Origin of the sequence: Pseudoalteromonas sp. UG3-2 (assembly GCF_037120705.1) — a bacterium.
Lineage (GTDB): Bacteria > Pseudomonadota > Gammaproteobacteria > Enterobacterales > Alteromonadaceae > Pseudoalteromonas.
On record NZ_JAWLJU010000002.1, the window covers coordinates 20,261 to 43,509 of the forward strand.

Consider the following 23,249-nt stretch of genomic DNA (forward strand, 5'->3'; position numbering starts at 1 on the left):
GCCGTGAACGATTGGCGGCAGCAATGCGGATTATCTCAGCTTGTGCTTTTATTCACGCAGGCAATCGCATAAAATGGCGCTTTTACTCAGGGTGCGACAGAACAATTATGCGAGTAGCGTTAGGCATTGAATATAATGGTGCAAATTACAGTGGTTGGCAAAGACAAAGCCACGTTAGCAGTGTGCAAGAAAAAATAGAGCGCGCTCTGTCGAATATTTGTAATCACCACGTTGATATTACCTGTGCTGGTCGCACCGATGCCGGGGTTCACGCTACCGGACAAATTATTCATTTTGATACTCATGCCGAGCGCGATATGAGTGCGTTTACGCTAGGCATGAACTCGCAGCTACCAGATGACATTGCTGTGCGTTTTGCCAAACAAGTGGACCCTGAATTTCATGCGCGCTTTTCTGCAACGGCGAGGCGCTATCGCTACGTCATTTATAATCATCCATATCGGCCTGGTATTTTACGTAGTGGCGTAACCCATTTCCATCATGAATTAGACGTAGAGCGCATGAAAGCAGCCTGTCCGGTGATGATTGGAGAGCAAGACTTTACCTCATTCCGTGCGGTTCACTGCCAATCGAACACGCCATTTCGCAACATATTGCACCTCGAGGTAGAGCGCATTGGCAAATACATTGTGATTGATATTAAAGCCAATGCCTTTTTGCATCATATGGTACGCAATATCACCGGGTGTTTGTTGGACATTGGTATGGGCAAACAAGAGCCAGGCTGGATGGCGGAGTTACTGGCCGCCAAAGACCGCACACTGGCTAGTGCCACCGCTAAGCCCAACGGCTTGTACTTGGTGGATGTTGATTATCCTGAGCAGTGGCAAATTGATAAAATGCCATTAGGGCCATTATTTTTACCCGATGAGTTATTTTAACAGGTCATACAAAAGCCTTAGGCGTTACTCTTAAGACCAGTTTTTTATATCGTAGATAACTAAATCATGATTTAATTGGGAAAAGTTGTCTGTCTTTGCTGACGGAACAGAATAAAGCACGATAGAGAGTTGCAAATGAGTTGGTTAGAAAAGATCTTACCTAAAACCACTAAGTCTTCTGGTAAGAAAGAGATCCCAGAAGGGGTTTGGGCAAAGTGTACAGATTGTGATTCAATCCTATACAAGGCAGAGTTAGAAAAGTCACTGAACGTCTGCCCTAAGTGTGATCATCATATGCGTATTACGGCGCGCAAGCGCTTAGAAAGCTTTTTAGATGATGCCGATCGCCAAGAGCTGGGTGTAGAACACGAGCCGCAAGATGTGCTGAAGTTTAAAGATTCGAAAAAATACTCGGATCGTATCGCTCAGGCGCAAAAGTCAAGCGGTGAAAAAGACGCACTAGTAGCCATGAAAGGCCGTGTGAAAGGCATTCCAGTTGCTGCTGTGGCGTTTGAATTTTCCTTTATGGGTGGCTCAATGGCCTCGGTAGTGGGTGCCCGTTTTGTTGATGCTGTAAATGAGTGTTTAGAGCACGACATGCCACTGGTTTGTTTCTCGGCTTCTGGTGGTGCGCGCATGCAAGAAGCCTTGATGTCGTTAATGCAGATGGCAAAAACCAGTGCTGCATTGGCAAAAATGAGTGAACGTGGCTTGCCATTTATCTCAGTACTGACCGACCCAACCATGGGTGGGGTATCGGCGTCACTAGCGATGCTTGGTGACATCAACGTTGCAGAGCCAAAAGCACTGATTGGTTTTGCAGGCCCGCGCGTTATTGAGCAAACGGTACGTGAAACCTTACCAGAAGGTTTCCAACGCAGTGAGTTCTTGTTAGAGCACGGCGCCATTGACATGATTGTCGACCGCCGCGAAATGCGCGATACCTTAGCGCGTATTTTGGCTAAGTTTATGGACTTGCCATCCACCGAACAAGAGCATAGAGTAGCGTAAAATTTTTTAATTGAGCTACTCATCCTATGACAGTTAAACAGCCTAGCCAATCATCGAGCCTTGATGATTGGCTTTGTTATTTAGAAGCCATTCATCCTGCGGCCATTGAAATGGGCCTTGAGCGTGTTGCTGCGGTGGCCAAACAAGCCGGCTTGCTTGATGATTTTAGTAAAATCATTCTCGTTGGTGGCACCAATGGTAAGGGCACCACTGCCCGTTGCCTTGAAGCATTATTATTAGCACAAGGTTATAGCGTAGGCACCTATGCATCGCCTCACCTTATCCGTTATAACGAGCGAGTGCGCGTCGATGGCGCAGAGCTTGATGATAACTACCATATTGATGCTTTTAAATTTCTCGATGACGCCAGAAAAGACACCGAACTGACCTATTTTGAGTTTGGTACCCTTGGCGCGTTACATATTTTTAAACGCTGCCAGGTTGATTTTGTGCTGCTTGAGGTGGGACTTGGCGGACGTTATGACGCCACTAACATCGTCACCCCCTATGCTTCCGTGATCACCACCATCGATCTCGACCATAAAGAGTACTTAGGCGATACCCGCGAATTGGTAGGCTACGACAAAGCCGGTATCTTTAGAGCGAATACTCCCGCGATTGTCGGAGACTTAGCCATACCACATACGGTCACCGACTATGGCGAGGAAATTGGCGCCGATATGGTGCTGTCTAAACGTGACTTTCATTTTAGTGCCACAGATGAGCACTTCCGCTGGCAATATCAAGACCATGACTGGCAATTACTGAAGCCTACGATCCCAGCGCAAAACGCCGCCACTGCGCTAACTGTGTTGGCAAAGCTTAGGCTGTTACCAAGCAAAGAGGTGGTAATAGAAAAACTGGCCCAGCTGCAAGTAGAAGGGCGGTTTCAACAATTAAGTGATGAGCCGTTAGTGTACACCGATGTTGCACACAACCCTGAGTCGGCCCGCTATTTGGCAACTAAGTTGCAACAACTGCAGCAAAAAGGCTTTAAAGTTCATGCCTTAGTCGCTATGCTTGCGGATAAGGACAAGGCCAGCGTATTGGATGCCGTTTCCCCTTATATTGATAAGTGGAGTCTTGCCTCGCTGTCGGGCCCACGGGGAGAGCGTGCCGAACACTTATTACCTTTGCTTGATACCAAGCAGCCTGTGGCACAATACAGTGACGTTGAGACCGCACTAGAGAGTGAACTTGCGCAGTTAAGTAACGACCAAGCATTGATTGTATTTGGCTCATTTTTTACGGTGGCAGCAGCCATCCAATACTGGCAAAATAAATAACCGCAACAGCAACCACTCTTAATTAGGGCGGTTGCTATCATTATTAGTAGAGAGTAACGCAGTGAACTCAGTATTTATTAATCGACTTGTTGGAACCAGTATCGTGGTGGTGGCAGCGGTGATATTTATTCCAAATATCCTCGACGGTGAAAAGGTCCATTATAAAGAAGGGTTTCAAGCTATTCCTGAGCGTCCTGAGTTCAAAACCATCGATTTGCAAAGCAAAGTGGATGCTAAAGCCGAAGCCGCTCCTGAGTTGCCGCAACCGGTTATTGAAGAGGCAACGCCAGATGACGATAAGCTTGCAGCGACCACGACTGAAAATGCTGAGGGCTCTGAGACAGATACCGCCCAGTCAGAATCGGTGAGCAGTAATGACACGGTGGAAGTGGCCAAGCTGACTCGTCCTGCGGACTCTAATTTCAGCCAAATGGCGTATGTGGTTCAATTGGGAAGCTTTTCTCATAAATCGAACGTTGCGGCACTGACCAAAAAACTCAAAGACAACGGTTTTAAAACCTTTACCAAGCCAATACAAACCGCCAATGGCACCCTCACCAAAGTGTTTGTTGGGCCAGATTTAAATAAAGCCGAACTGGAAGCTAAGTTACCAGCACTAAAGAAGTTAACTAAGTTGCAAGGGCGTTTAACCCAGTTTGAAGTGACAAAATGATCTGGCATTTAGCCGCCAAACCTTTTAGAATGCGCCCCACATTAACGACTTATTGGTTACTATGATCTGGGTTGATTACGCCATTGCTGGTATTATTGGTTTGTCGACACTCTTTGGCTTACTGCGTGGTTTTGTCAAAGAAGCGATGTCTCTCGTCGTATGGATCGGCGCCTTTTTTATCTCCAGTATCTTCTACCAATATCTTGCAACCTTCCTTACATTCATTTCAGAACCCCTTTTAAGAAATGCAGCCGCAATAGCCATACTCTTTATTGCGACCTTGATGTTAGGTGGGCTTGTTAATTATGTCCTGAGCGAGCTGGTTCAACGAACTGGGCTCTCAGGCACCGATAGGATCTTTGGCATTGTCTTCGGTGGACTTCGAGGTGTGTTGGTCGTGAGCGCCTTACTCTTTTTCCTTGATGCCTTTACCAGTGCCCCGAGCACGCAGTGGTGGAAGTCATCAAATTTAATACCTGAATTTGGCTTTGTGATAGAATGGTTTTTTTCCTACCTAGAACATAACTCCAGCTTTTTAAATTCAGTAAACCGTTAATCGGCGAGGAAATTTTTAATGTGTGGTATCGTTGGGATAGTCGGAACTTCTCCTGTAAATCAGGCGATTTATGACGGCTTAACTGTTTTGCAACACCGCGGTCAAGATGCGGCGGGTATCATTACCATTGACAACAATACGTTTAGCCTAAGAAAGGCCAATGGTTTGGTGAAGGATGTATTCCACACCAGACACATGAAGCGGTTGCAAGGTAACATTGGTATTGGTCACGTGCGTTATCCGACAGCAGGCTCATCGAGCTCGGCTGAAGCGCAACCTTTTTACGTTAACTCCCCATTTGGTATTGCTCTGGCACACAATGGTAACTTGACCAATGCCGAGCACCTAAAAGAGCGCCTGTTCTCACAAGCTCGCCGCCACGTGAACACCACTTCTGACTCAGAAATTTTATTGAATATTCTAGCGCACGAGCTGGGCAAAACCGATAAGATGAAGTTAGACGCTGAAGACATGTTCCGTGCGGTAACCGACGTAATTGCAATGGTGTCTGGTGGCTACGCCAGTATTGCGATGATCATTGGCCACGGCATTTTAGCGTTTCGTGACCCACACGGTATTCGTCCTTTGGTGTTCGGTAAAAAAGAAACTGAACGTGGCACTGAGTACATGTTTGCCTCGGAAAGCGTGGCACTAGCGATTGATGGCTTCGAATTTGTCCGTGACGTTGCCCCTGGCGAAGCCATTTACGTCACCGAAGATGGCCAATTTTACTCACAAGTATGCGCTGAAAAAACCATGTTGGCGCCATGTATCTTTGAGTTTGTGTACTTTGCTCGTCCAGACTCCAACATCGATAACATGTCGGTGTACGCAACCCGCGTAAACATGGGGACTAAGTTAGGTGAGAAAATCGCCCGCGAATGGTCAGACAAAGACATCGATGTAGTGATCCCAATTCCTGAAACGTCCTGTGATATTGCCCTAGAAATCGCTTCAGTACTGGGTTTACCGTACCGCCAAGGTTTTGTAAAGAACCGCTACATTGGCCGTACCTTCATCATGCCAGGGCAAGAGATGCGTAAAAAGTCAGTGCGTCGTAAGCTTAACGCCATTGACCGTGAGTTTGCGGGTAAAAACGTACTGTTAGTGGACGACTCCATTGTACGTGGTACCACGTCGGCACAAATCGTTGAAATGGCCCGTGAAGCCGGCGCTAAAAACGTCTACTTCGCCTCAGCGGCGCCAGAAGTGCGCTTCCCCAATGTTTATGGTATTGATATGCCGTCGGCGTCTGAGCTGATCGCCCATGGTCGTGAAGTGGAAGACATTAACGCCAGTATTGGCTCAGATGGTTTAATTTACCAATCGATCACCGACTTAGTGGCAGCAGTGGGTCAAGAAAACCCTGAGATCAAGTGCTTTGAGACCTCGGTATTCGATGGCCAATACATTACTGGCGATGTTGATCAAGAATACTTGAACTACGTTGATGAGCTGCGTAATGACTCGGCGAAATCAACCCGTGAACAAGCCATGTCTTCAAGCCTAGAGCTACATAATCAAGAAACGGAAAACGCCGACAACGATTAACGTTTGAGTGCGTTGTAGATGTAAAAAACCCAAGCTTGGCTTGGGTTTTTTGTTATTGCGACCCGGGTAGAGTGCCTAAATAGTGGCTGACGATTTCCTGGTACTGCTTACCTTGCTTGAAGCGCCTTAACTCGCGGTTAAAGTCATTACGTAGCTGTTTATCTTTAAACGCCACACTGGCATCCACAGGAGCAATTAACGGGTGCTCTTGAAAGCGCTCCAATGAACGCTTTTTGTCGTGTTGGCGATAAAAGTAATAAAAGATGTACTTATCTAACACGGCAAAATCAAATCTATCCATGCTCAGCATGCGTGGAATGATCGCCATTCGCGGCGACTCAACGTAGTCAGCCTGCTCTGCCATTGCCGCAAATTCTTCGCCAAAATAGCCAGGTGCTCCTTGAAAGGTGATCACGGCGTAATCACTTAAGTCGCTAATGGTTTGAGGTGCTAGCTGCGCCTTTTTGAGCGAAAACACCATAGGCTTATAGGAAACAATAGGCTCGCTAATGTAAAAGTTATCTTCATCTTGTGACTGAAAAATCGGCGCCATTAAATCCACTGCTGCCGTTTTTACCAATACTTCAGCGCGGCCCAGTGGCACAAATACCAGTTTTACCTCGTGACCCATGCGTTTTAGCACCGCCTTTACCACGTCCAAATCGATGCCGCTATAGGTGGGGTGGTTTATGGTATGGGGCGGGCCTTCGCTACTGACCAAAGTCAGCTGCTGGGCATGGGATACTTGTGTCCACAGGAGTAAGCTGGCAACTAAGCTGAACTTTAATAAATGGGTTAGGGTTTTCAGTAACATGTTTGTGGTGAATAACCGGTTTCCTTGTTGTTGTGTGATTAGCATACAATGACTGTGGGAAAATGCCTAATTGGACTTTTTCGTGACGGGTTTCGGTGTTCGTCCATAAAGGTCAATGGACTCATCGATGCTTGAGTATAGTGAGTAAGAGAAAGGGCAATCTCAGCATCACACTCACTATAAAAAGGCAGCTTTAGTGTATTGGATTTGGTTGTCCTCGTGACGGGTTTCGGCGCCCGTCCATGGGCGTCGACTGACTTTTCTTTGCTTGCCCAAAGAAAAGTAAGCAAAAGAAAGGGCGCTCCCAGCATCACACTAATACCAGTTTGCTTAATTAAAGGGGCGATTCTGAGGCAAGTAAATCTAGTCAATAACAAGGCAAAAATTTTGCAATTTGGTGGTGCCAAATAAAAAACTTTTAACGCAGTTAGTGGCAGATTTACTCCCTCAGAATTGAGCATGTATTAAGCCAAGCTGGTATCGTCCTCAAGTCAGCAGCCAATTTTAACGTTACCAGCATGTAAGGGCCGTCCATGGCCCTGACATGCTTTTCCGCGCTTCCCTGCGCGAAATAAGTTAATTGGCTGCTGACTTGAGGGTGTGATGAGGGAGGAGGGCGTCGCTGCTGGCTGTTGCTTTATTTCTGATAGAGCTGAAAATGCTGTCCTTGTGACGGTTTTTAGCGCTAGCCCATGTGGCCGACTGACTTATCGATGTTTATCCGAAGCAAAGACGCTCAAGATCACTAGCCATACCTCTCGCTTTAATCATTTTTTTTGTCTCGAATATCTATGGTCTCGCTTTCTCCAGCTGACTAATACTTGAGCACTGAGAGGCTTGATGGTAAATTACTGTTATTATTGAGAATAAACTGCTTTGGTGTGAAACTATCCAGTATTTCATACATAGAGATATTTCTGCGTTCACGCCAATACACTGTTAGGCATTTAATGCTATTCCAATCCCGTGCAATTATGTTAATATCAGCTAAACTAACCATTATGGTTACATGGAGAGTGTGTGGCTGAATACGATTTAGGACAGGTAAAGGCAGCAGCTCAAAATCTAGATATTGAATATAGAGGGCGAAAAGTTAGTAGAGATATAGCTAACTTAGGATATGGCATACAAGATGTTTCTGCATGTATATGTCAACTCAGTTCAAGTGACTTTCGTAAAACTCATTCTTATGAAAGTCAACCACCAGATGATGAGTATATTTGCCGCTATAAGAAAGATCCTGAGGAAGATGAATATGACGAATTATACGTTAAGTTCTGTCTTCTCGAAGGTTATTTAGTTATTGATTTAGCTTCTTTCCATTTACCTCAGTATTAGCTTGAGGAGAGTTGATATGACCAATTGCAAATTATGTAAATCTGAAAATATAGTTCAATTAGATGATGTGGAAACTATCACCTATAAAGGTACGGATTTATCTGTATCAATGGAGTATTCCATCTGTAATGATTGTGGAAGAGAATTTGTGTCGAAACAACAAATTTTGAACAATGATTATCGAGTTAGGGATGCTAAAAAAAGTGTAGATGGTCTTTTGACCTCTTCAGAAATTTATCATGCAAGAACTTCATTAGGATTAACTCAAGAACAAGCTTCTCTTGTTTTTGGTGGTGGGAAAAATGCTTTCTCAAAATATGAAAGAGCTGAAGTTTCACAAAGCGCAGCCATGGATAAGTTAATCCGTGTTTGCTTAAAGCATCAATCTGTTTTAAACGAACTATTAGAAGAAGCTGGAATTAAAACGACTTCAATTCAATTAAGCTATGAAAATAATGTAATTCCTTATCCAAAACATAAGGCTGCTAATCAACCTATGTTTAGAACGGTAAAATCTGTAGAAGTATCAAAGGACGTCTCTTATGGATAAAGAATTAATTAGTCAGGCAATTAAATCACTTGAATTAATTGATATACATTTGTATTCCACTTCTATTACTCGCTTTGAAGAGATCAGCGCTGATAGTTACCCTGATGAAATGGCTCAACAAAACAAAATATCCATTAAAGCTGAGTTTCTCGAAAAAGCTGATGAATCAGATGATTCAAAATTAATCCACGCCAAGGTTGAGTTTGGTTTAAGGTTCATTGAAGAAGAGGAAGGAAGTGAAATTAAAACTCTTGCCGAAATAGAGGCGTGTTTTATTGCGAAATACCATCAATTAGCCGACATATCAGAAGAAGCAATTAGTGAGTTTATGCAATTTAATGTAGTTCATAATGTATGGCCATTTTGGCGTGAACATGCATTCAGATCTGCAGCACAAGCGAAGCTACCAACCCCAATGATCTCTCTATTTAAACCGGCATCTGAATAAATGCCTAACAAGTTGCTAAATAAGGAAAATTACTACGGTCACGCTTTTTGCAAAAACACGCAAAAATAGCACCCTTGTAATTTCCTATTAGCAAAGCGTTAGAATCCAAAAGGAAGTTACATGGCAACCCCAAAAGTATTCGTTAGCTCTACCTGTTTCGATCTGGGTGAAATACGAGAGCAACTAAGACGCTTTATTCAATCATTCGGATTTGAAGCTGTACTCAGTGAGAATGGAGATGTGTTCTATCACCCGGAATTACATACTCATGAATCATGTATACACGAGATATCGAATTGTCAGCTTTTTATTCTAGTAATTGGAGGGCGATTTGGGGGCGAGTACGTTGCGGATAGAAAAAAATCCATTACTAATGCTGAGTACTTGGCAGCAAGGGAAAGTGGAATTCCGGTTTTTACATATGTAAGAAAAGGTGTTCTTTCAAATCATCATATTTATCAACAAAATAAGAAAAAAGAATTTGCTTCTGACATTGAGTATCCTGCTATCGAGAAACAAGAGTATGCCTTGAATATTTTCTCTTTTATAGATGACGTTCGAAGGTCACCAACCAACAATGCCTTTGAGGGTTTTGAAAGTTTTTCAGAAATAGAAAGCCATTTGAGGAAGCAATGGGCGGGTATGTTCTTTGATTTGCTGAAGTCGAGAGAAGTGAAATCACAAATTGACGCGACAAATCATCTAATTGAAGGGCTGAGTTCTTCTGGCAAAAAGCTAGAAAACTTAGTTAAAAGCCTCTATCTATCTTCAAATGAACCCGAGGCACAAAAAGAAATTGATTCAATTGACACGTACAGTGACGTATTGAAGTTTTTCGACAGGTCGATTAGACCTCACTGGACTTTAAAAGAACCATATCCGTTAGACACGACCAAAATGGATGTGGAGAGAATGGCCGCAGTCCCAGTTGAAGATCACACCTGGTATTCGTACCTTGTCGCATTAGGATTGTTTGAATATGACTTTTTTCCTGACGATGCAGACGAGAAAGAGGCTTTAAGTTTCTGCGCTGGGACTCATAGCCATCGAACATTTTCTCAATCGCTAGAAAACAAGGAGCTACAAAATCTATTTGAGAGCGGTATAAAAAAATCTACACAGGAACAAAGGTTGTCTGCTTTAAAAGAAATAGATGAAAAGTATGGGGAAATTGAATTCTAACAAGCGGCTTAAATTCGCTCCGTTTCACTCCGCCGGACGCTCACTACGTTCGCGCCGTTTAGCCGAGCGGTATAAATTCCATGGTCAATTTAAGCACATTGCTCCTTGCCTACCTTATTTAAGCCATAATTATTTGCTCTGAGTAACTTCAGCCGCACTCTTTTCTTAAAAACAGACATACTTCTATAAACAACTGTATGTCTGATAAACAACTGTATGTCTGATAAACAACTGTATGTCTGTTGGTTTGAGGTTACAGTTTCACTTTTCCTTTAATTATCCACCACAATGCCACTGGGCTTGATAGTTGCGCCAGTAACCGATGGATTTGCTATTGAGCGGTTGGCGAATTTGCAGCTTGCTGGCGGTGGCGCAGGCATGGGGCGTGTTGTAAAACTCCAAGCTGTTTTCTTGCCATGGCAGGTCACAAAAATCGTATAGGGCTTTCACTTCGGGGGCTTTGCGGCTCACCAGTTGTTCGTAGTGCTGTAATTTGACCTGTGCTGGGTATTTGTTGGCAAAGTGGGGGGCGAGCATGGCGTAGTCGTCGTAAAAGGCTTTGATATTGTCCAGTGAGAACGCGTAATGATGAAATGGGCTTTGCACTTGGTACGCTTGGCGGTAGTTGGCGATACAGCAGTCTTCTTTACCACGCAGCATTAAGATGATTTTGGCGCTCGGGAAGCAGGCTAAAATAAAGTCGATGTAGTAAAAGTTAAATGGCTGTTTATCGCAGCCTCGCGCATGCTGCCCTTTAAGTGATTGATATCTTTGAGCGTAACGCTCATAAAGGCCGTTGAGCGGCGCTTTTGCGGCGGCGGCCATAATACCTGGGCTTAGCACGGCTGGGTCTTGATTGCCGGCAATATGCTTGACGGCCAATGGCAAGTCATTGAGTTCTCCAAGCGAAGCCACCTCAGGGCTTTGTTGCAGTAGTTTATCCACCAAGGTGGTGCCAGAGCGCGGCATACCCATAACAAAAATCGGCGCTTGCTCCGAGTGTGCTAACTGGTTTAGCTCGGGCGCTTGAGTAATTAACGAGTGGCAAAAGGCTCGGTGCTTATCTGCCGCAAAGTGAATGTTGCTAGCGACGGCGTTTTTGCTTTGTTTGAAGCATTGAAAAGCCTGCTGGTACTGCTTTAACTTTTCATACTGTAATGCCATGGCATGGTACACAAGCTGTTGCTCGGTAGCCGGTCTTGGGGTGTCGAGTAGCGCTTGTAATTGCTCTATATGATCACCGGCTGCACTGGCGGGGCTTTGTTCGGCGAACATTAAATGCGCTTTAACATGATCGGGCGCCACGCTTAAAGCTTGCTGTAACAGGTGTTCGGCTTGTTCAGGTTGCGCCATAACGGTGTGACTAATGGCACCATTGAGCAAAATGTCTGGGTTGTTGTTAGCAAGTGCTGTGGCGCGAGTATAGAGCTCATGGGCCTGTGGGTAGTTGCCTAAGCGAGTATGTAAATTGCCTAAGGTATCGAGCACCACTGCATCATCAAGATCATTGTATTGCAGCTGCTCTAGGGTTTGCTGGCACTCATCCAGCGCGCCAAGCTGATAGTAACATTTGGCCAGCTCTGTAAGGTATAAAGGCAGAGGTGCCAAGGCGGCGGCTTTTTGCAGTATTTGCCGTGCTTTTGCCAGATCACCAGCTGTTTTATTAATTTCAGCCAGCAAATACCAACTGTGGTGATCGTCGCCATTGCGCTGCAAGTTTTCCACCACAAGCTGATGAGCTTGGCTTATCTGCTGCTTTTGTAACAGCTGCTGTACGTGTTGTGTGTATGAATTCATAAAATAAAGGGCAGTTTACACTGCCCTGAGGATATCAAAGTTCAAAGTTGTAGGTAAACTTTACGCCCACAGTTCGTGGGGTGGTGATGTAATGACCGTATACGCGTTGCAGTTCTGGTAAGTTTCGGTTCTTATCTTCAAAGCGCGCCATTCCGGCCCACGACTTATCACGGCGGGTCGAAGTAAAGGCGTACTTATCAAATAAGTTATTAACATAGAAAGTGGCAGACCACATATCGCCAGCGACTTTCGCAGATAGGTTACTGAGGGCATAGCCTGGTAAAATCTCGCCATCGGCTTTTAAGCCTACTTTGGTGTAAACATCACTTTGTGCCGTTAAACCATAGTTGATATTCAGTAGCTTATCGCCAAACACTTCGGTTTCATAACTCACTCCCATGGAGGCTTGGTGCTCTGGAGCGCCAGGGAGGCGGTCGCCATCGCTGCCATCATAGTAAGGCTGCATCAAGGCAATTTCAGCAGCGCTGTAGTCTTCTGCTTTAAAGACATCAAATAGCGCTGGCGCGTCTTCAGTTAGTTCCGCTTTGGCGTAAGAGTAAGTGGCGTAAAGGGTCCAGTTATCATTGATAATGGCACGTGTAGATAACTCAACCCCTTGTGAGCGCGCCGTACCAGCATTGGCGGTAATGATCTCTTGGCCATTTACTGTGGTGGCTTGAATTTGCGCGTCCTGCCAATCGACGTTAAAAATAGCGGCATTGAAGTGCAACTTGTTTTTAAACCACGTTGATTTCAGGCCCAGCTCATAGTTGGTGGTGGTGTCTGGTTCATAAGCCAACTCATTGGGTAGTGCACAGACAATTTGTTGCTCAGGCAGTTGCTCCGGACAAGATTCAAGGCCGTTACTGCCACCAATACGGAACCCTTCGCTGACGGTAAAGTAGCTAACGATGCCATTGTCGAAGGTGTAGCTGGCATTAAACTTAAATAGGCTGCCATTGTCACTGGCTGACGTGGCCTCCAGTGGTACATCGTCAACCGATGAGTAAAGGATATCGCTCCAGACATCGTAAAGCGGGATAGCCGAGCCTGATTGCGACTCAATGTCGTACTCATAAAAACGCGCACCGAAGGTCACGTTAAACTGCTCTGTAAAGGCATAACCCACCTCACCAAATAACGCTTTTTCAGTGGTTTCTGACTCGGAAAGGGCGATGTATTCTAGATCGGGCTCAATATTGGGAATATCACTGCCATAGTCGAAATTATCAAACCCAGGTGCGTATTCGCGGTCATCCGATTTGGTCTCGAATTTATTGTAGTAGCCACCCACAATCCAATTCCAAGGGCCTGAGTGAGTAGATACTAAGCGCAGCTCTTGGGTGAAGCTATCTTGATCGCTGGTGTCTTTGGTGTAGCCCACAAACGCTGGGAAGTTGGCGTACCCACTCCAAATATCATAAAGCAAATCAGTTTGGTCTCGTTGACCTACTTGGTCGTAGCTAGACCAACCCGAGGCAGAAACTAGCTCGGCAAAGTCCAAGTCGGCTTTCAGCTCTAGGCTTAACAAGGTATCTTCTTGCTCGTTTGGCTCTTCCACTCGGTAAGCCGATTCGTATTTGCCAATTTGATCATGCAATGGGTTTTGTTCACTGATGCTACCGTACTGGGTGATCGAGTTACCGCCATGCTCTTGCTTTTGATAAAAGTAGTTTAACGTCCCTTCAAACGCAGAAGTTGGGGCCCAGCGCAGTGATATTCTTGCTGTGGTGATGTCTTCATCGTTGGCGTCTTTCACCTGTTTTAAATTGCTCGATACTTGCTCCGAGTCGCTCCAATCGGGATCGGGTAAAGACACGCCAGGTTCGCGCACCACATAGTTATAATCTAAGTATCCAGGGTTGCTGTAATGATTAATGCTGGCGCGTACGGCCAATTCATCTTGGATCAACGGAGTGTTAAACACCAATCCAGCCTCACCGCCAGTGCCATCGCTTTCTGAAAGAGTAAATACGTCACCGGTAATTTGCCCTTCAGTAATATCAAGTACTGGCTGCTTTAACATGTAGCGGATAGCACCGCCAAGTGTACCGGCACCGTACAGCGTGCCTTGTGGGCCAATAAGTACTTCAACGCGCTGAATGTCGGTTAAGCGTAAATTGATGTTAAGAGGGATCTCACCGAGGTAAGTCGCAACCGTGCCACTATCTGAGGCGCGCTCTGAGGAGTTGGTGTTAAGACCGCGCACAATAATGGGCGAACCTTCACGGCCGCCTTGATCGGTAATAGTAAGACCTGGCACCCAGCGTGCAACGTCTTCGAGCTGAGCAATGTTCTGATCTTTCATGACATCGGCGTCCATAGCGGTAATGTTCAATGGCGCCTCTTGCGCCGAGCCGCTTCGACGGGTCGCGGTTACTTCAATCACTTCAATTGATTTTTCTGCCTTTGGCGCCGACTCGGCATAGGCACTGATTGGACTGATTAAAAACGTGCTGGCGATAGCGCTTGCCAACAGACTAGGTTTAAATCGAGACATTATTATTATTCCCATTTTGATGATAAAGCAAAGCTAGAGTAGTAATACAAAAGCATGTTAGGAATTGATTAACAAGAGGTTGAAATCGGGACGGAAATGTTTATGCGGCTAATGCGTTTAACTATCCGGTTAAAACCCAAAGTAAGTGAATGCTCTTGCAAAAAAAAATTATAAAAAAGTGTTGGTTATTTAAAAGTCTTGGGGATTTTGTACTCTATTGCATAAAAAATTCACTTTGAGGTGTGTGAATAAACATCGTTTTGCTGTTTTAAACAGCTGGATTGTTAAGTTTGTTAATTTCATAACTGGGTCTCACCGTGATCACTACGCTGGTCATAGAAAAGCAAAAAGTATGCTTTTGCTAGTTTTGTTTACAAATTCAAATTACCTGCTTATTAGTTGCAGTTAATTGCTCAAGTTAAGACCTAAAAATGAGTACATAAAAAGGTAAATTGGCTAATGCGCTTATTTTTAAACCCGTTCCGCAGTTTGCTTTGTTGACTTTTTATGCGTAAAAAGAGCTTTATTATCTATATATATTCACTAGAGGTGAATATATATTCCTGTTTGGCGGGATTCTACCTTAAGTTTTTCTTGGTGTGTAGTCGTGAGTGAAGAAAATGTCGATTTTAAGCGGTTTATCAGTGAAGTCGGGTAGTACTGAGCTTTTATGGTGTATAGATGTAGCCTCAGCACTTGCCTGTGAGGCTAGGTTATAGAGAGCATGCCATTTAACATGCTCAACGCTTGGGGAGAAATTGCGAGCTTATGTGGCGAATGTTGCTCACTAAGCAGGTTTAATCATAGCTTGATATAGCATGCCCATTTCAAAGGCGATACCACCTTGTGGCTGCCAGCCGGCTTCAAGGTAATTATTAACAGCTTTTTCTAAAGCGTTTGGGGTTTCTCCATAAAGTAGTTTGTATTGCATATACTTCCTTAGTTCTTATCATTAAATAAATGCGACGCTCATTAGCGCGTATAAGATCAGCTAATCCACTGAAAGTTTTAGGCTTCTCATTATCGAAAAACGATACTATCAAGAGGCTTCGGCAGTAGACTAAGGTAAAAAATACCAGATTTCTATATTTTTGTAAGTAAGTTGTTCTACGTAAAATTGAGCAAGTATTAATGCGGGTTAGTATTTCGCAGAGCGAAAAAGATACAACGGTTACTCCTATCGTCATAACCCTGACTAAGTAATGGAGATGAAAAAGCACAAAGTAGAAAAGAAATTGTTTAGCCTTTCAAAGCGTATCGTTTTTATTCGAATAGGGCTTATGTAAACGCAGTAGCGGCAAACTATATATTAACCCCAGCGGCAGGTTACTCATCGTTGGTCCAGTAAAACATTAGCAGTGTAAGGAGTAGACTTTCGGTTTGACATTACCTTGCTATAGCTTGTTGTTAAGCATAGGGCTGCGAATCTTCTTGCAAGCGCTCCAGACCATCAATTAAATCAAATAGCTCAGGCTCAATATCGCTAATGGGCCTATTTTGCTTTAAGGCAGTTTCAATGATCTCGGCTAACTTTTTCAATGTTGGCACGCCAGTATAGCAACAGGCACCATGGAATTTATGGATCACCTTGAGCAGTGTTTGCACATCGCTTTGTTCATGGGCGGTTTCAATTTGCTCTAAGGTTTCTGCAGCGCTGGTAAGCAGCATATTCAACATTTCTAGCGCTAAATCGGGTTTATTTCCGGCACGTTGTAGCGCCAGCGGCCAGTCGAGCATATGGCTTTCGAATGGTGGCACGCTGTGCTGTGTTTTAGCATTGCTTTTGTGCCGGGCAATGGGGGAAGACTCACTGTGATCGCAAATAATTTGCTTGAGCATATCTTCGTCGATGGGCTTGGTCATATAATTACTAAAACCATCTTTTAATAATTGCTCTTTCTCCCCGGCCAGAGCATGAGCCGTCACGGCGATAATAGGGGTATCTTCGTTAAGTGACGACTCGCGAATACTTTTACAGGCGCTGATCCCGTCCATGATCGGCATTTGAATATCCATAAAAATTAAGTCGTAATTTCGCGACTTACATAAGCCCACGGCTTGGGCACCATTGTGGGCTGTATCAATGGCCTCTACTTGCTCATCGAGCAAAGTACAAATCAGTTTCAGGTTGGCGTCATTATCATCGGTCACCAATACCTTAAGGGGCAGGCTGGTGGCTTCTACTTCATTAGCACTCATGTCTGGGTGATCAAGACGGTAAGGAGCCGCCAGCATTTCACACAACTTGCGGTGGTTAAGTGGTTTACTTAAGCAAGCATCAGCACCACTGCCAATTAATGCTTCGCGCATGTTATGTGACACCGTATTGACCATTAAATAGAGGTAATCAGCACTGCTGCGTGCCTGCTTAATGTAGCTTTTTACGGTTTGCATTTGGTCGACACTGGCCATCGAGCCAATTAAACAAATATCATAATTAAAATCCTTGCTTAGCGCGCTGAAAAACTCCTCTTCACTTAAACAACGGCTAACTTGCATATCCCACTGCTGTAACTGCGCGAGCACGGCAAAATGGGTGTGCTCTTGTGGCTCAAAATACAGTACGCGTTTGTTTTCCAGTGGTTTGATGGGCAAATCATCGTTGTATAAACGGTTAGGTAAGGCAAATACCGCGTTAAACGAAAAGCAGGTGCCGTTGCCCGGCGCTGAGTTGAGTGTGATACGCCCTTGCATGGCTTCAACAATGTGCTTGGTGATTATCAGACCCAGGCCTGTGCCGCCAAATTTGCGGGTAATGCTGGTATCGGCTTGAGCAAATGGGGTGAACAAGGTGTCTTGTTTGTCTTGGGCAATACCCACCCCAGTATCACTGATAGACACCAACAATGACGATTGGGTTTCGTCCACTAGGCGGTGATTGATGTCGACCTTGACGGAACCTTTTTCGGTAAATTTAATCGCGTTACTAATGAGGTTGGTAAGTACTTGCTTAAAACGCGTGGGGTCACCAATCAAGTTATCTGGTACATGAGGGTTAACCGAGATAGAAAACTCCAGCTGCTTATCATGGGCGGTAGGCGCCAGTAGGGTCATCACCTCATTGACGGCATCACGCAGCTCAAACTGAATGTTTTCCAGTTCCATGGCGCCGGCCTCTAACTTCGAGAAATCAAGAATATCACTGATAATCGTCAATAAGCTGTTGGCCGACAGCTCAATGGTATCGAGGTAGTCTTTTTGGTGCTTGTTCAATGGGGTTTTGTAGAGCTGTCGGGTAAAGCCAATAACGCCATTAAGAGGCGTTCGCAGCTCATGACTCATTTTAGCCAAGAAATCCGATTTTACGCGGTTGGCGTCTTGTGCTTCTTTTTTAGCAATGTTGAGCTGAATATTTTGGGTTTCGTACTGCTCTAAGGTTTCACGGTAATCGCTGGTGGCCTGATCAATGTGTTTTTGCATTTCATCTTTTTGGCTCGCCATTTTTTTGCCAATCACAATTAATCCCTGACGCAGTAGCTCAAACTCGCCATGCATGGGTTCACTGATGGCGGTATCTTGTTTGCCTTCGTTGAGCTTGTCGGTGGCGAGGATTAATCGCGCAATGGGTTTGGTAAGCATGCGCGAGAGGCGCATGGCCAAGAAAATGCTTAAAACAAAGGCGCAGAAGATCACAATGGCACTAAAAATAAGCGCTCGCTGTTGTGAGATAAGCGCTTGGTCTTTACTTATTTCAACCACTAACACCGCTAACGTTTCTGGCTCTGCACTGTGCCAGTCGCTTTTTTCTGCTAAATGGTTTTTAACTGGTGTATAAAAGACAAACGTGTCTTTTAAGCTCGCCACTTGCGTAGCATGCAGCTCGGCAACCTCGCCAAAATAATGCAATTTATCAAATTGATTATGGAAGTTACTGGTGAGCAATAGCTGATTTTCGGTGTCGAAAAGGGCAATACTTCTTACTAAAGGCGCATGTTTATTATGCGCTTGGCTTAAAATGCGATGTAAATGGGCTTTGTCCTGTTTCTCAATGGGGTATTCTGCTGACATTGCCAATGATTCCGCAATTCGATTTCCTTGGCTGACGAGAATTTCCTCAAGCTCTACGTAACGATTTATAGTAAAATAACCGCCTAGTAGCAAACCAACCAGCAAGGTTGGTAATAATGTCAGTAATAAAATACTGTCGCGCAGGTTTAATTTCGTCATAAAGTTAAAAAGTGCAGAAAAATCTGTCACTAAGATTATCTTTTACTCGCGTGATAAGCAAACATATGGGGAGTCCAATGGCACAGATTTTTCGTGCTAAGCGCGCCACGAAGCCAGCTAAACACCTTGAGCTCACAATCGATTCGATGGATCACCAAGGCCGCGGTGTAGGCCGGGTCAATGGCAAAGTCTGTTTTGTCACTGGCGCATTGACCTCGGAGCGCGTTAAGGCTGAGGTGACGCAGGCTAAAGCGAAGTTAATGGAGGCGCGTTTAACCAAGGTGGTGCAAGCGGCTCCCGAGCGCGTTGAGCCATTTTGTCAACACTACCAACAGTGTGGTGGTTGTGGCTTACAACACCAAGAGGTGGCGGCGCAACTTAACAGCAAACAATTGGCGGTCAGTAAATTATTTCAGCGCTTCGCTGGCATTGAGTCGTTACCATGGCAAGAGCCCATCACCTCACCGCCTAAGCATTATCGTCGCAGTGCTCGGATTGCCTGTATTTACGATAAACAGAGCAAGCAAGTGAAATTGGGTTTTCGTGCCAAACAATCAAAACACATTGTTGCCATTGACCACTGCCCGGTATTAGTTGCTCCGTTTGATAGCTTGTTCGAAGTACTACAGCAATTGGCGGCCAATGAGCGCGAATTTAGCGCCATCAGCCACATTCAACTATGCCAAGCAGACAACCATAATTATGTGCTGTTTCGTCATACCAAAACACTGTCAGCTTCGTTTATTGCCGTTTTGCAGCAACAGCTAGTCGATTACCAGCTATTGTTTGATAACGGCTCAGATGCGCCCGAGTATGCCGTATTACCGCAATATCGCTTGCCTGAATTTGAACTAAGCTTAGAGTTCAAACTCTCTAACTTTATTCAGGTGAACCCGGGCGTGAATAACGCCATGTTGTCACAAAGCCTTGACTGGTTAGCGCTTGGCGAACACGACAAGGTGTTAGACCTCTTTTGTGGGGTGGGCAACTTCTCTTTGGTGCTGGCAAAACAGGCAAACAGCGTGGTCGGGGTCGAAGGGGAAGCGCAATCGGTTGCAATGGCTCAGCAAAATGCGCACACTAATCAAATCGACAATGCTAGCTTTCATTGCTTTGATTTAACTCAGTCGCTCAGTGACGCGCCATGGTTTGCTCCTGACTTAGACGTACTGGTGCTCGACCCATCCAGACCAGGGGCATTAGAGGTTTTACAGCAGCTGCCATTAACGCAGTTTAAGCGCATCTTGTATGTTTCTTGCGATCCTGTCACCTTAGCCAGAGACAGCCGCATCATTGCTGAGGCTGGGTTTACATTGGATAAAATTGGCTTGATGAATATGTTTGTTCATACCGGCCATATTGAAACCATGGCATTGTTTGTAAGGCAATAAACACACGGCATTGCACAGGACAGAATCCCGAAGGAGGTATTACAACATGGTTGCTACTAGGCAGTCGCATCAGACCACATTACCCATGGAGTTTGATGCGCGGTTAGCGATTTTAAACTTGTCTCAAGACCAGCGTGAATGGTTACAGCGAGCCTATACCCTGTGTCCTGCTGAGGATTCTACTGAACATCTCAACCAAGCGATTGAGATGGTTGAGATTTTGGCCGAGCTTAATTTTGACAGTGAGTCTCTGGCAACGGCCTTTCTCACTCCTTATTTTGTTGCTGAATTATTGAGTATGGAGCAAGTGGAAGCTGAGCTTGGCAACAATATTGCTTTGTTGTTGCAAGGGGTGGAAAAGATGGAAACCATCAGCACCTTGGCCCATCAGGGCTCTGGCAAAGTGCAAGTCGACAACGTGCGGCGCATGCTGCTGGCCATGGTCGAAGATGTCCGGGCGGTGGTGATTAAGCTGGCCGAGCAAATTTGCCACTTACGTGCGGTAAAAAAAGCCTCAGAAGAGGAGCGGGTGGTAGCGGCCAAAGCCGCTGCGAATATTTTTGCTCCACTTGCCAACCGGTTAGGGATCGGGCAACTGAAGTGGGAACTGGAAGATCTGTCATTTCGTTATTTGCACCCAGACACCTATAAATCCATTGCCAAAAAGCTCGCTGATAAGCGTCTAGACCGCGAAGCCTACATGGAAAATATGGTTAACTTGGTATCGCAAAAACTAGCCGATGCTGGGATCAATGCACAAGTGTATGGCCGTCCCAAGCATATTTTCAGTATTTACAAAAAGATGGTGCAAAAGCGCTACGAATTTGAACAGCTCTTTGATATTCGTGCCATGCGCGTGGTGGTGGATGAAATTCAAGATTGTTATGCCGCCCTTGGCATCGTCCACACCAGCTGGCGCCACCTGAACAAGGAGTTTGATGACTACATTGCTACACCAAAGCAAAACGGCTATCAGTCTATCCATACGGTGGTGTTTGGGCCCGAAGGTAAAACGGTAGAGATCCAGATCCGCACCGAAGCCATGCATCAAGATGCCGAGCTTGGGGTGGCAGCACACTGGATGTACAAAGAAGGCGCTTTACCTGGCCGGAACTCGGGGTATGAACAAAAGATCAGCTGGCTGCGCAAACTGTTGCAGTGGCAAGAAGAAGTGGTTGATGGCAGTGAAATCGCTGACGAATTAAAGAACCAAGTGGTGGAAGACCGCGTTTATGTGTTTACCCCGAAAGGCGATATTTTTGATTTGCCCATGGGCTCCACACCACTGGACTTTGCCTATTATATTCACTCCAATGTTGGCCATCGCTGCATTGGCGCTAAGGTGTTTGGCAAAATTGTGCCCTTCACCTACAACCTGCGCACTGGCGATCAAGTGGAAATATTAACCCAGAAAAATGCCTCGCCGAGCCGAGATTGGTTAAACCCGTCATTGGGGTATATTCACTCATCCCGTGCGCGCAGCAAAATACACCATTGGTTTAAACAACAAGACCGCGACAAAAACCTCCAAGCTGGTAAAGAGATCTTGGATGGCCATATTCAAAAACTGGATATTACTTACAAAGATCTTGAACCGGCCATTGCGCGTTTTAATTTTAAAGAATTGGACGACTTGATGGTGGCCATTGGCGCAGGCGATGTCCGTATTAATCAGTTTTTGAACTATGTTCAAGATAAGCCAGAAGAAACGCCTAAGCTTAAAATTGCCACGCCAAAACGAAACCGTGCAGATAAAAACGCGGTCATCGTGGATGGTGTTGGCAGTCTAATGAGCCATATGGCAAAGTGCTGTCAGCCAGTGCCTGGCGATGACATTTGTGGTTACATCACCCAGGGTCGAGGAATTGCGGTGCACCGCGCCGACTGTGACGCTTTTGCTCACATTACAGAAAAGCACCCTGAGCGTGAAATCGCGGTGAGTTGGTCTGACGATGTTAAAGCCTCTTATGCCATCACCTTAAAGATTGAAGCCCATGATCGTCAAGGGCTTATCCGCGACATTAGCTCGGTGTTGGCCAATGAAAAGGTCAATGTTCTCAACATGAATGTGCAAACCCAAGATGATAAAAACGTGGCGGTGTTTACCATGAAAGTGGAGGTGGATGACTTATCGGCCATGAACCGGCTAGTGACTAAGCTGATGCAAATTGATGGGGTGTTTGATGCCAAACGACAATAATGCAGAGCGTCAAGGGGTTACGCAGCTGTTGGCGATTATGGCACAACTGCGCGACCCAGAGCGTGGCTGTGATTGGGATAAAAAGCAGACCTTTCAGTCGATTGTGCCTCATACTCTAGAAGAAGCCCACGAAGTGGCAGACACCATAGAAAAGCAGGATTACAACCACTTAAAAGAAGAGCTTGGCGATTTGCTGTTTCAGGTGGTGTTTTATGCCCAGCTGGGCAAAGAGCAGGGGCTGTTTGACTTTGACGACATTGTCGCCACATTAAATGACAAGTTGGTCCGCCGCCATCCTCATGTATTCGAGCAGCAACAACAGCTTAGTGAAGCTGAGCTTGAAGCGCAGTGGCAAGCCATTAAGGCACAGGAGAAACGCGGTCAAGCCGCTGCTGGCTTTGCCGCAAACATACCTAAGTCATTGCCGGCATTATCGAAAGCCTATAAGACCCAAAAAGAAGCCGCGAAACTGGGTTTTGATTGGCCCAGTTATCACGGAGCCTTGGCAAAGGTGCAGGAGGAAGTGACAGAAGTAACTGAGGCCTTGGCTGAAGACCCTCACTCTGAGCACAGTGCCGAAGAGGTGGGGGATTTGCTGTTTGCCACGGTGAACGTCGCGCGGCATATTAAACGCGACCCAGAGCAATTGTTGCGCCAAGCCAACGACAAATTTAAGGGCCGTTTTGTTGAGATTGCCGCCATACTAAGTGAATCATCACTCACTCTAGAAGAGGCATCGTTAGAACAAATGGATGCCGCGTGGGAAGAGGTTAAGCGACGACAGCGGGCATAACTGCCAACGTCTGGTGAACAGGGTAGGATGAAATTGACGCGGATAATCGGTCACGGTGGCTATTTTTATCTGGAATGGCACGCTGTGCTT

The 23,249-nt window shown here is 45.4% G+C and carries 18 protein-coding genes; 13 read left to right on the forward strand and 5 right to left on the reverse strand.

Annotated elements, in window-relative coordinates:
• Positions 1–107: 107 nt before the first annotated feature.
• From truA to purF, 6 genes are all read left to right on the forward strand, one after another.
• On the forward strand, positions 108–902 hold the full coding sequence (gene truA / locus R3P39_RS03395; RefSeq protein WP_336565637.1) for a tRNA pseudouridine(38-40) synthase TruA: 795 nt from the start codon (positions 108–110) through the stop codon (positions 900–902).
• Between the two features lie 135 nt (positions 903–1,037).
• On the forward strand, positions 1,038–1,913 hold the full coding sequence (accD, locus tag R3P39_RS03400; protein ID WP_336565638.1) for an acetyl-CoA carboxylase, carboxyltransferase subunit beta: 876 nt from the start codon (positions 1,038–1,040) through the stop codon (positions 1,911–1,913).
• A gap of 26 nt (positions 1,914–1,939) precedes the next feature.
• The gene (gene folC / locus R3P39_RS03405) at positions 1,940–3,199 is read left to right on the forward strand and encodes a bifunctional tetrahydrofolate synthase/dihydrofolate synthase (protein ID WP_336565640.1); all 1,260 of its coding nucleotides are present in this window, start codon (positions 1,940–1,942) and stop codon (positions 3,197–3,199) included.
• A gap of 61 nt (positions 3,200–3,260) precedes the next feature.
• A complete protein-coding gene (locus R3P39_RS03410; protein WP_336565642.1) occupies positions 3,261–3,872 on the forward strand; it encodes an SPOR domain-containing protein in 612 nt (203 codons plus the stop codon).
• 61 nt (positions 3,873–3,933) lie between these two features.
• On the forward strand, positions 3,934–4,428 hold the full coding sequence (locus R3P39_RS03415; protein WP_336565643.1) for a CvpA family protein: 495 nt from the start codon (positions 3,934–3,936) through the stop codon (positions 4,426–4,428).
• 18 nt (positions 4,429–4,446) lie between these two features.
• Entirely contained in the window at positions 4,447–5,979 is a 1,533-nt protein-coding gene (gene purF / locus R3P39_RS03420) for an amidophosphoribosyltransferase (RefSeq protein WP_336565645.1), read from the forward strand.
• A gap of 52 nt (positions 5,980–6,031) precedes the next feature.
• Here purF and R3P39_RS03425 read toward each other — a convergent pair whose 3' ends face one another.
• Positions 6,032–6,838: a substrate-binding periplasmic protein gene (locus R3P39_RS03425; RefSeq protein WP_336565647.1), complete on the reverse strand. Its 807-nt coding sequence runs from the start codon at positions 6,836–6,838 to the stop codon at positions 6,032–6,034.
• Positions 6,839–7,813: 975 nt separating this feature from the next.
• Here R3P39_RS03425 and R3P39_RS03430 point away from each other — a divergent pair.
• The 4 genes from R3P39_RS03430 (at position 7,814) to R3P39_RS03445 (ending at position 10,311) form a co-directional block, all read left to right on the forward strand.
• Positions 7,814–8,131, forward strand: a complete 318-nt coding sequence (locus tag R3P39_RS03430) for a type II toxin-antitoxin system MqsR family toxin (protein ID WP_336565648.1) — start codon at positions 7,814–7,816, stop codon at positions 8,129–8,131.
• A 16-nt stretch (positions 8,132–8,147) separates the two neighbouring features.
• Entirely contained in the window at positions 8,148–8,681 is a 534-nt protein-coding gene (locus R3P39_RS03435) for a type II toxin-antitoxin system MqsA family antitoxin (RefSeq protein ID WP_336565650.1), read from the forward strand.
• Entirely contained in the window at positions 8,674–9,129 is a 456-nt protein-coding gene (locus R3P39_RS03440; RefSeq protein ID WP_336565651.1) for a hypothetical protein, read from the forward strand. Before R3P39_RS03435 ends, R3P39_RS03440 begins: the two co-directional genes overlap by 8 nt.
• Before the next feature lie 120 nt (positions 9,130–9,249).
• Positions 9,250–10,311 carry a DUF4062 domain-containing protein gene (locus R3P39_RS03445; protein ID WP_336565654.1) on the forward strand — a complete coding sequence of 354 codons (1,062 nt, stop codon included), beginning with the start codon at positions 9,250–9,252 and terminating at the stop codon, positions 10,309–10,311.
• 276 nt (positions 10,312–10,587) lie between these two features.
• On the opposite strand, the gene R3P39_RS03450 is transcribed toward R3P39_RS03445, so the two are convergent.
• The 4 genes from R3P39_RS03450 to barA all read right to left on the reverse strand — a co-directional run bounded on the left by R3P39_RS03450 (position 10,588) and on the right by barA (position 18,775).
• Positions 10,588–12,108 (reverse strand): tetratricopeptide repeat-containing sulfotransferase family protein, encoded by a 1,521-nt coding sequence (locus R3P39_RS03450; RefSeq protein WP_336565655.1) that lies wholly within the window; start codon positions 12,106–12,108, stop codon positions 10,588–10,590.
• 34 nt (positions 12,109–12,142) lie between these two features.
• On the reverse strand, positions 12,143–14,608 hold the full coding sequence (locus R3P39_RS03455; RefSeq protein ID WP_336565656.1) for a TonB-dependent receptor: 2,466 nt from the start codon (positions 14,606–14,608) through the stop codon (positions 12,143–12,145).
• 787 nt (positions 14,609–15,395) lie between these two features.
• Positions 15,396–15,539: a hypothetical protein gene (locus tag R3P39_RS03460; RefSeq protein ID WP_336565658.1), complete on the reverse strand. Its 144-nt coding sequence runs from the start codon at positions 15,537–15,539 to the stop codon at positions 15,396–15,398.
• A gap of 476 nt (positions 15,540–16,015) precedes the next feature.
• Positions 16,016–18,775: a two-component sensor histidine kinase BarA gene (gene barA, locus R3P39_RS03465; protein WP_336569226.1), complete on the reverse strand. Its 2,760-nt coding sequence runs from the start codon at positions 18,773–18,775 to the stop codon at positions 16,016–16,018.
• Positions 18,776–18,852: 77 nt separating this feature from the next.
• On the opposite strand from barA, the gene rlmD reads away from it, so the two are divergent.
• Genes rlmD through mazG form a run of 3 tightly spaced genes read left to right on the forward strand, consistent with a single transcriptional unit; the run spans position 18,853 to position 23,159 of the window.
• The gene (gene rlmD / locus R3P39_RS03470) at positions 18,853–20,166 is read left to right on the forward strand and encodes a 23S rRNA (uracil(1939)-C(5))-methyltransferase RlmD (RefSeq protein WP_336565660.1); all 1,314 of its coding nucleotides are present in this window, start codon (positions 18,853–18,855) and stop codon (positions 20,164–20,166) included.
• A 46-nt stretch (positions 20,167–20,212) separates the two neighbouring features.
• Positions 20,213–22,366, forward strand: coding sequence for a GTP diphosphokinase (gene relA, locus R3P39_RS03475; RefSeq protein ID WP_336565662.1), 2,154 nt, complete (start codon positions 20,213–20,215; stop codon positions 22,364–22,366).
• On the forward strand, positions 22,350–23,159 hold the full coding sequence (gene mazG, locus R3P39_RS03480) for a nucleoside triphosphate pyrophosphohydrolase (RefSeq protein ID WP_336565663.1): 810 nt from the start codon (positions 22,350–22,352) through the stop codon (positions 23,157–23,159). Before relA ends, mazG begins: the two co-directional genes overlap by 17 nt.
• Positions 23,160–23,249: the final 90 nt, after the last annotated feature.